Below are 3,988 nucleotides of genomic sequence, written 5' to 3' on the forward strand. Positions count from 1 at the left end.
GCGGTGCGGACGGGGACGAGACGGTTCACGGTGGTACTCCATGGTCGGGTGAAGGGTGCCGGATGGCGCCCTTCACCCCACACGACGTGCGAGTGCGCGGCAGGTTGCCGCCGTTCCACAGAAATCTTTTCAAGTCGCCGTCACGGCGTCCCACCGCACTTCCCGACCGAGGGGCCGAGAGTGCGGTGGGGCGAGGTGGTTCAGCTCAGGGTCTTGATCGCGGCGGCGTCGTACGGCCGCAGCTCCTCGACGCGGTCGGCGAGCACCTTGGCCGCCCACTCGGGGTCCTGGAGCAGGGCGCGGCCGACGGCGACCATGTCGAACTCCTCGGACTCCAGTCGGTCGAGGAGGTTGTCGATGCCCTTGACCTCGGAGCCCTCGCCCTTGAAGGCGTTCACGAAGTCGCCGTCGAGGCCGACCGAGCCCACGCTGATGGTCTGCTTGCCGGTGAGCTTCTTCGTCCAGCCGGCCAGGTTCAGGTCCGAGCCCTCGAACTCCGGGAGCCAGTAGCGGCGGGTGGAGGCGTGGAACACGTCGACGCCGGCCGCGGCGAGCGGCGCGAGGACGGCCTCCAGCTCCTGCGGGGTCTCGGCGAGGCGCGCGGTGTAGTCCTGCTGCTTCCACTGCGAGTAGCGGAACAGGATCGGGAAGGTCGGGGAGACCTTCTCACGGACCGCGGCGACGATCTCGGCGGCGAACTTGGTGCGGGACACCGGGTCGCCTCCGTAGGCGTCGGTGCGGCGGTTGGTGCCCTCCCACAGGAACTGGTCGACGAGGTAGCCGTGGGCGCCGTGCAGCTCGACGCCGTCGAACCCGATGCGCTCGGCGTCCGCAGCGGCCTGCGCGAAGGCGGCGACGACGTCGTCCAGGTCCTGCTGCGTCATGGCCTTGCCGGTGACCTCGGCGCCGGCCGTGGCCAGGCCGGAGGGTCCGACGGCGGGGGCCTCGGGGTAGGGGGCCTCGCCCTGGTTGCGGACCATGCCGATGTGCCACAGCTGCGGAACGATCGTGCCGCCCGCGCCGTGCACGTCCTCGGCGACCTTCGCCCAGCCGGCCAGCTGGTCCTCGCCGTGGAAGCGGGGCACCCGGTCGCTCTGTCCGGCCGAGTCATGGCCGACGTAGGTGCCCTCGGTGACGATGAGACCGACGCCCGCGGCGGCCCGGCGGGCGTAGTAGGAACGCACGTCGTCGCCGGGGATGCCGCCCGGGGAGAACATCCGGGTCATCGGCGCCATCGCGATGCGGTTCGGCACGGTGAGGCCGTTGAGGGTGATCGGGCGGGACAGTATGCGGGCCGCGCGGGAGGTGATCGTCGTGCCGGTCACGTGGGGCTCCTCGGAAAATCTGGGCTGACCAGTTGGTATGTGAGCATGCATTGTTACAGCTCCTGAAGTAACTGCGGAGACGGGGCCCACATTCCTCGGCCGAGGGGTCAGTTCATGGGGCCCGGTAACGGGACCGGGGCCAGATCAGGCGCCTGTCGCCGGGCCGGCCACCAGCCGCGGCGTCAGCCACCCGTCGCGGGGCGGTCGACCGCCGCGTTCTCTCCCGTATCCGCGAGGTGGGTCACGTCCCTTGCCCCGTCGCCGAGTTCACGCGGCCAGATGCCGTCCGGCGAGCGGAGCAGTGTCACGAAGGCGCGTTCCGCCGGGGACAGGAGCCGGTCGCGGCGGCGGACCAGGGACACCGGGCGGGGAGCGGGTTCGGGGTGGACGGGCAGGATCGTGAGCGTGCCGGAGCGTTCCACGTCGTCCACGACCGCGTGCTCGGAGATGAGGGCGACGCCGAGTCCCGCGCCGACGCACTGCTTGACCGCCTCCGGGCCCCACACGTCGGACCGGGACACGGTGCCGGTGAGGTTCCAGGAGTCCAGGACCCGTTCCTGCTCGGTGCGGGTGTGGGAGCCGGGTTCCCGCATCAGGAAGCACTCCCCGGCCAGCAGTCCTGGCTCCAGCGGCCCGGTGTGCCCGGCCAGCGGATGGCCGGTGCGGGCGACCAGGACCAGGCGTTCCTGCAGGACCGGCTCCACCAGCAGCTGGGCCGTCGCGACGGGCCCGCCGGCCACCACCGCGATGCCGATGTCACCGGCCAGCAGGCGTTCGGCCACCGCCCGGTTGTTGCCCACGAACACGTCGCACTCCACCCCGGGATGGCGGTCGCGGAAGCGGGCGAGCAGGGCGGGCAGGAGGTACGTGCCGACGGTCGTCGAGCCGCCGATGGGCAGCCGGCCGTGCTCCAGCGAGGACACCTGTTGCACGGCGGCCACGGCCTCGTCCGCCAGCAGGAATACGCGCTTGGCGTAGGTAGCGAGCACCTCGCCCTCCGCCGTGGGCCGGGTCCGCGCCCCCGAGCGGTCCACCAGGGTCACCTTCAGCGACTGCTCGAGACGCCGCACCTGGTTGGAGACCGAGGGCTGGCTCATGTACAGCGCGTGCGCGGCGGCGGAGAAACCCTGGTGCTCCACCACCTTCAGGAAGATCCACAGACGGTGCAGGTTGAGTTCCACGGCGCCTCCCGTCCGAAGATCGTCAGGGCGCGAGCGTAGCCGACGGCCACCGGCCCGAACAGGCTTGCCGCAGGCCCCCGTTCGCCCCGGCCCGGCACTGCGGGGCTATGGCCGCCATAGCGAACTTCGTGGTTCTGCGCGTCTCGGCCCCGGTGGTACCCATGGGTTCGAAGGGCTCCCACGGCTCCCCTTCACTGACGACCAACACCTACGACCCACAGGGGTGGACGTACATGAATCCTGTCGCCGGCACCACAGCGCAGACCTCCGACGACGGCCGCCTCACCGTCAACGGACGCGACTACCCGCGTCCCGGCCGCCCGGTCGTGGTCGTCTGCATCGACGGCAGCGAGGACGCCTACCACGAACGGGCCGTCGCGGACGGGCTGATGCCGTTCACCGAGGCGATGCTGGCCCGCGGCAGCGATCTGCGCGGCGCCTGCACGATGCCGTCGTTCACCAACCCCAACAACCTCTCCATCGCCACCGGAGTGCCGCCTGCCGTGCACGGCATCTGCGGCAACTACTTCTACGACACCGAGGCCGGCGAGGAGGTGATGATGAACGCGCCCGAACTGCTGCGCGCGCCCACCCTTTTCGCCGCGTTCTCGCAGACCGGCGCCAAGGTCGCCGTCATCACCGCCAAGGACAAGCTGCGCCGCCTGCTGGGCAGCGGTCTCGCCGACGGCGGCATCTGCTTCTCCGCCGAGAAGGCCGACCAGGTCACCCTCGCGGAGAACGGCATCGAGAAGGTCCTGGAGTCCACCGGCTTCGACCTGCCGTCCGTGTACAGCGCCGAATTGAGCGAGCTCGTCATGGCCGCCGGCTGCGACGTCCTGGAGCGGGACCGGCCCGACCTGATGTACCTCTCCCTGACCGACTACATCCAGCACAAGCACGCCCCCGGCTCCCCCGTCGCCAACCGGTTCTACGCCATGCTGGACCGCTACTTCGCCCGGATCGACGCCCTCGGCGCGGTCCTCGTCGTCACCGCCGACCACGGCATGAACGCCAAGTCGGACGCCGCCGGCGAGGCGCGGGTCGTCTTCCTGTCGGACTGGTTCGACACCGAGACCGGCGCGGGCGCCAGCCGGGTCGTCCTGCCCATCACCGACCCGTACACCGTCCACCACGGCGCACTCGGCTCGTACGCGACGGTGCACCTGCCCGACGGCGCCGACCGCGAGGCGCTGCGCACCCGCCTCGCCGCGCTCGACGGGGTCGACGCCGTCCTCACCCGCGAGGAGGCGTGCGCCCGCTTCGAGCTGCCCGGCGACCGGATCGGCGACCTCGTCGTCATCGCCGAGCGCAACACCGTCCTCGGCACGACCGCCGCCCGCCACGACATCTCCGGCTTCAAGGAGCCGCTGCGCTCGCACGGCGGCCTGACCGAACAGCGCGTGCCGGTCCTGGTCAACCGGCCCGTCGACCTCCCCGCCGGACACCGGCTCCGGAACTTCGACGCCTACTGGATCGGCTGCC

3 protein-coding genes are annotated in these 3,988 nt (G+C 71.3%); 1 reads left to right on the forward strand and 2 read right to left on the reverse strand.

Going from position 1 to position 3,988, the window contains the following annotated elements; genetic code table 11:
- Positions 1-200 precede the first annotated feature (200 nt).
- Positions 201-1,325, reverse strand: a complete 1,125-nt coding sequence (locus M4J07_RS46880) for an NADH:flavin oxidoreductase (protein WP_255983355.1) — start codon at positions 1,323-1,325, stop codon at positions 201-203.
- 182 nt (positions 1,326-1,507) lie between these two features.
- Complete coding sequence (locus M4J07_RS46885; RefSeq protein WP_255983358.1) at positions 1,508-2,506, reverse strand: LysR substrate-binding domain-containing protein; 999 nt, start codon at positions 2,504-2,506, stop codon at positions 1,508-1,510.
- Between the two features lie 233 nt (positions 2,507-2,739).
- Here M4J07_RS46885 and phnA point away from each other — a divergent pair.
- On the forward strand, positions 2,740-3,988 hold a 1,249-nt coding region (gene phnA / locus M4J07_RS46890; RefSeq protein ID WP_255983360.1), incomplete at its 3' end, for a phosphonoacetate hydrolase.

It is taken from the genome of Streptomyces longispororuber (genome assembly GCF_024448165.1).
GTDB classification, from domain to species: domain Bacteria; phylum Actinomycetota; class Actinomycetes; order Streptomycetales; family Streptomycetaceae; genus Streptomyces; species Streptomyces longispororuber_A.